Origin of the sequence: Kitasatospora sp. NPDC097691 (assembly GCF_040302665.1) — a bacterium.
In the GTDB taxonomy this organism is placed as follows: Bacteria; Actinomycetota; Actinomycetes; order Streptomycetales; family Streptomycetaceae; genus Kitasatospora.
This window is the reverse complement of sequence record NZ_JBEORY010000114.1, coordinates 1-4,689: the sequence shown is the minus strand read 5'-3', so window position 1 is coordinate 4,689 and position 4,689 is coordinate 1. Positions and strand designations below refer to the sequence as shown.

Genomic DNA, 4,689 nt, shown 5'->3' with positions numbered 1-4,689 from the left:
CGACCCTGCGGATCCTCGACCAGAGCGGACAACACCCCCACGAAACGCTCCGCCAACACCTCCGCCGTCCCCCGGTCGAACACATCCGTGCTGAAGTCCAGGACGCCTCCGCCTTCCGACAGGCGGAAGGAGAGGTCGAACTTCGCGGAGCCGGCCTCCACCGACTCGCCCGTCACGGCCAGACCGGGCAGGGACGCGACGGCGGAGGCCGCTCCCTGATCCGTGTTGTTGAGGACGAGCATGGTCTGGAAGAGGGGGTGCCGGGCGAGCGAGCGCTCCGGGTTGACCGCCTCGACCAGCCGCTCGAACGGCAGGTCCTGGTGCGCGTACGCCTCCAGGTCAGCCGCCCGCACCCGCTCGATCAGCTCCGCGAACGTCGGGTCACCCGACACGTCCGTCCGCAGCACCAACGTGTTGACGAAGAACCCGACCAGATCGTCCAGCGCATCGTCGGTGCGACCCGCGATCGGCGTCCCCAGCGGAATGTCCTCCCCCGCACCCAGCCGGCTCAACAGCGCAGCCAGCGCCGCCTGCAGCACCATGAACACACTCGCCCGCTGCTCACGCGCCACCGCAGACAGGCGCTCGTGCAGGCCGTCGGGGAACGCGAAGGTCACCCGGTCGCCCCGGTAGGAGGCGGTGGCCGGCCGCGGCCGGTCGAACGGCAGCGCCAGCTCCTCCGGCAGATCAGCCAGCGCCTGCTGCCAGTAGGCGAGTTGACGCGAAAGCTCGCTGTCCGGATCGGCCTCGGAACCGAGCAGCTCGCGCTGCCACAGGCTGTAGTCGGCGTACTGCACCGGCAGCGCCTGCCACGCCGGAACCTCCCCGGCGACGCGCGCCGCATAGGCGTCGGCCAGGTCGCGGGCCAGCGGCCCCATCGACCAGGCGTCGCCCGCGATGTGGTGGACGACCGCCAGCAGGACGTGCTCCTCCTCGCCCTGCTCGAACAGCCAGGCCCGCAGCGGCAGATCACGGGTCAGGTCGAACGGCGTCCTGGTCGCGTGCTTCAGCTCCTCTTCGAGGTCGTCGGCGGCAACCGTGACCTCCCGGAGTCCGGTCTCGGCGGCGCGCGCGGCATCGAGGACGATCTGGTACGGACCCTCGGCGTCCTCGGCGAAGACGGTCCGCAGGCTCTCGTGACGGGCGACCACGTCGGCCAGCGCGTCACGGAGCGCCTCGACGTCCAGGGAACCGGAAAGCCGCAGCGCCACGGGAAGGTTGTAGGTGGCGCTCGGTCCCTCGAACTGGTGCAGGAACCAGAGCCGCTGCTGCGCCAGCGAGAGCGGCAGACGGTCCGGACGCTCGGCAACAGCCCGCAGCGGGAGACGACCGACGGCCGACTCGTCGAGTGCGGTGGCGAGTTCGGCGACGGTGGAGGCCTCGAAGACCTGCCGTACGGCGAGTTCCACGTCCAGGACGGACCGGATCCGGCTGACCAGCCGGGTGGCGAGCAGGGAGTGCCCGCCGAGCTGGAAGAAGTCGTCGTCGATCGAGACGGACTCCACCCCCAGGGTCTCCGCGAACAGCCCGCACAGGATCTCCTCGCGCGGGGAGCGCGGCGAACGACCGACCGAGTCCGCACCGTACTCCGGCGCCGGCAGCGCACGACGGTCCAGCTTGCCGTTGGGCGTCAGCGGGAACGCGTCGAGGACGACGAACGCCGACGGCACCATGTACTCCGGCAGCCGCCCGGCCGCCAGCGCCCGCAGCTCCGCCGCCACCGGACCGCCCTCCCCGGAAGGCACCACATACGCCACCAGGCGCTTGTCCCCCGGCCGGTCCTCCCGGACCAGCACCGCCGCCTGCGCCACCTGCTCGTGCACGGCCAGCACCGACTCGATCTCACCCAGCTCGATCCGGAAACCACGCAACTTCACCTGGTCATCGACCCGCGACAGGTACTCCAGCTCCCCGTCCCGCGTCCACCGCACCAGGTCACCCGTGCGATACATCCGCGAACCCGAGGAACCGAACGGATCCGCAACGAAACGCCCCGCCGTCAGCTCCGGCCGACGCCAGTACCCCCGCACCACACCCTCACCCGCGATGTACAACTCACCCGGCACACCCGCCGGAACCGGACGCAGACCACCGTCCAGCACATACACCCGCGTGTTCGCGATCGGACGCCCGATCCTCGGCGAACCCGCCGAACCGCCCGCCACATCCCACACCGTCGACCACACCGTGGTCTCCGTCGGCCCGTACATGTTCGCCACCGACACCGCACGAGCGGCCAACTCCACCGCCAGATCCGACGGCAGAGCCTCACCACCCACCAGCACCCGCAACCGCTCCACCACCGAAGCGTCCTGCGCCAACACCGCACGCCACAGACTCGGCGTCGCCTGCATCACCGACGCACCCGAAGACCGCACCAGCGCACACAACGCCACCGGATCCCGCACCACGTCCCGAGCAGCCACCACCACCGCCGCGCCACTCACCAACGGCACGAACAACTCCAGCCCCGCGATGTCGAAACCGACCGTCGTCACCGCCAACAGCCGATCCCCCACCCCCAGACCGAACCGACCCGCCATCGACACCACGAAGTTCACCAACGCACCCTGCGGAACCACCACACCCTTCGGCAGCCCCGTCGACCCCGACGTGTAGATCACATACGCCGACGCCGAACCCATCGGCACCGAGGACACGGCCGGCAGCACACCGCCGTCGATCGGCGCGGCAAGCGCCTCGACCGTCTCCGGAGCATCCAGAAGCAGGTAGTCGACCGCCAACTCGGGCAGCTCGGAGAGCAGTTCGCTCGTGGTCAGCACCAGCACCGGGTCCGCGTCGGCCAGCATGAACGCCAGCCGGTCCACCGGATACTCCGTGTCCAGCGGCAGATACGCCGCCCCCGCCTTCCACACCGCCAACAGCGCCACCACCAGGTCCACCGACCTCGGCAACGCCACCGCAACGAACCGCTCCGCGACCACGCCACGGGCCACCAACAGCCCCGCCAACCGCTCCGCACGCGCATCCAACTCCGCATAGGAGAGCGATACTTCGCCGGAAACCACTGCCACCGCATCCGGCGACACCGCCACCCGCTCCGCGAACAACTCCACCACCGAACGACCCGGCACCTCACACGCCGTCTCGTTCCACCCCTCCACCACCAAACCCACCTCGACCTCATCCAGCAGGTCGATGGAACCGATGGTCCCCGCGGGCGCGGCCACTGCCGCGGCCGTCAGTCGGAGCAGCCGGTCGACGAAGGCCTGCGCCGTCACCTGGTCGAAGAGGTCCGTGGCGAACTCCAGTACGCCGGCCAGGCCGTTCGCGTGGCCCTGCCCGTCGAACTGCTCGGTGAAGCCGAAGGCCAGGTCGAACTTGGCGGCCGAGGTGTCGACCGACCGGCGCTCGACCGTGAGGCCGGGCAGTCCGTCGAGCGAGTCCAGGGCGCCCTGGTAGTCGGTGTTGTTGAAGGTCAGCAGCACCTGGAACAGCGGGTGCCGGGCGAGCGAACGCTCCGGGTTGACCGCCTCGACCAGCCGCTCGAACGGCAGGTCCTGGTGCGCGTAGGCACGGAGACTGGTCTCCCGGACCCGGCCCACCAGCTCGTTGAACGAGGGGTTGCCCGAGGTGTCGGTGCGCAGGACGAGGGTGTTGATGAACACGCCGATGAGCTGGTCGAGGGCGTCGTCGGTCCGGCCCGCGATCGGCGTGCCGATCGGCACGTCCTCCCCCGCACCGAGCCGCGTCAGCAGAGCGGCCAGCGCCGCCTGGAGCACCATGAACGGACTCGACTGCGTCTCCCGCGCCAGCGCGACGACCCGCGCGTACAAGGCGCCCGGCACCTCGAACGGAATCCGCTCACCCCGGTACGAAGCCACCGCCGGCCGCGGCCGGTCGAACGGCAACTCCAACTGGTCCGGCAGACCCGCCAGAGCCCCCTCCCAGTAGGCGAGTTGACGCGATATCTCACTACCAGGCTCGTCCTCCGAACCCAGCGTCTCCCGCTGCCACAGGCTGTAGTCCGCGTACTGGACGGGCAGCTCCTGCCACGCCGGCGCCTCCCCCGCGACACGCGCCGCGTAGGCCGCCGTCAGGTCCCGCGCCAGCGGACCGCGCGACCACGCATCGCTCACGATGTGGTGGGTCAGGACGAGCAGGACGTGGTCCGTGTCCGAGAGGGCGAGGAGTGTCGCCCGGAACGGGATCTCGTGGGCGAGGTCGAAGGGGTGGGCCGAGGCCTCGGCGAGGCGCTCCGCCAGTTGTTCCTCGTCCGTCTCCACGACGTCCAGCGGCAGCTCGACCCGGTCGGCGGGAAGGATGACCTGCCCCGCGCCCTCGGCGTCCTCGACGAAGAGGGTGCGCAGGCTCTCGTGGCGGGCGACGACGTCGGCCAGGGCCAGCCGCAGCGCCTCCCGGTCCAGCGAACCGCGCAGCCGCAGCGCCACCGGCGCGTTGTACGTCGCGTTGGGGCCGTCGAACTGGTGGAGGAACCACAGCCGCTGCTGCGCGTACGACAGCGGGATCCGCTCCGGACGCGGAACGACCGCGACGACGGCACCCCGGGTGACGCCCTCGGTGGCGTCCAGGGCGGAGGCGAGGCCGGCGACCGTCGGCGTCTCGAAGAGCTGGCGGATCGGGAGTTCCACATCGAGGACGGTGCGGATGCGGCTGACCAGGCGGGTCGCGAGCAGGGAGTGACCGCCGAAACGGAAGAAGTCGTCA

1 protein-coding gene is annotated in these 4,689 nt (G+C 70.7%); it reads right to left on the bottom strand.

Translation table 11 applies throughout. The annotated features are described in order from the left end of the window. Window positions 1-4,689: non-ribosomal peptide synthetase (locus ABTY56_RS38385; RefSeq protein WP_350634335.1), on the bottom strand; the 4,689-nt coding region annotated here is incomplete at both ends.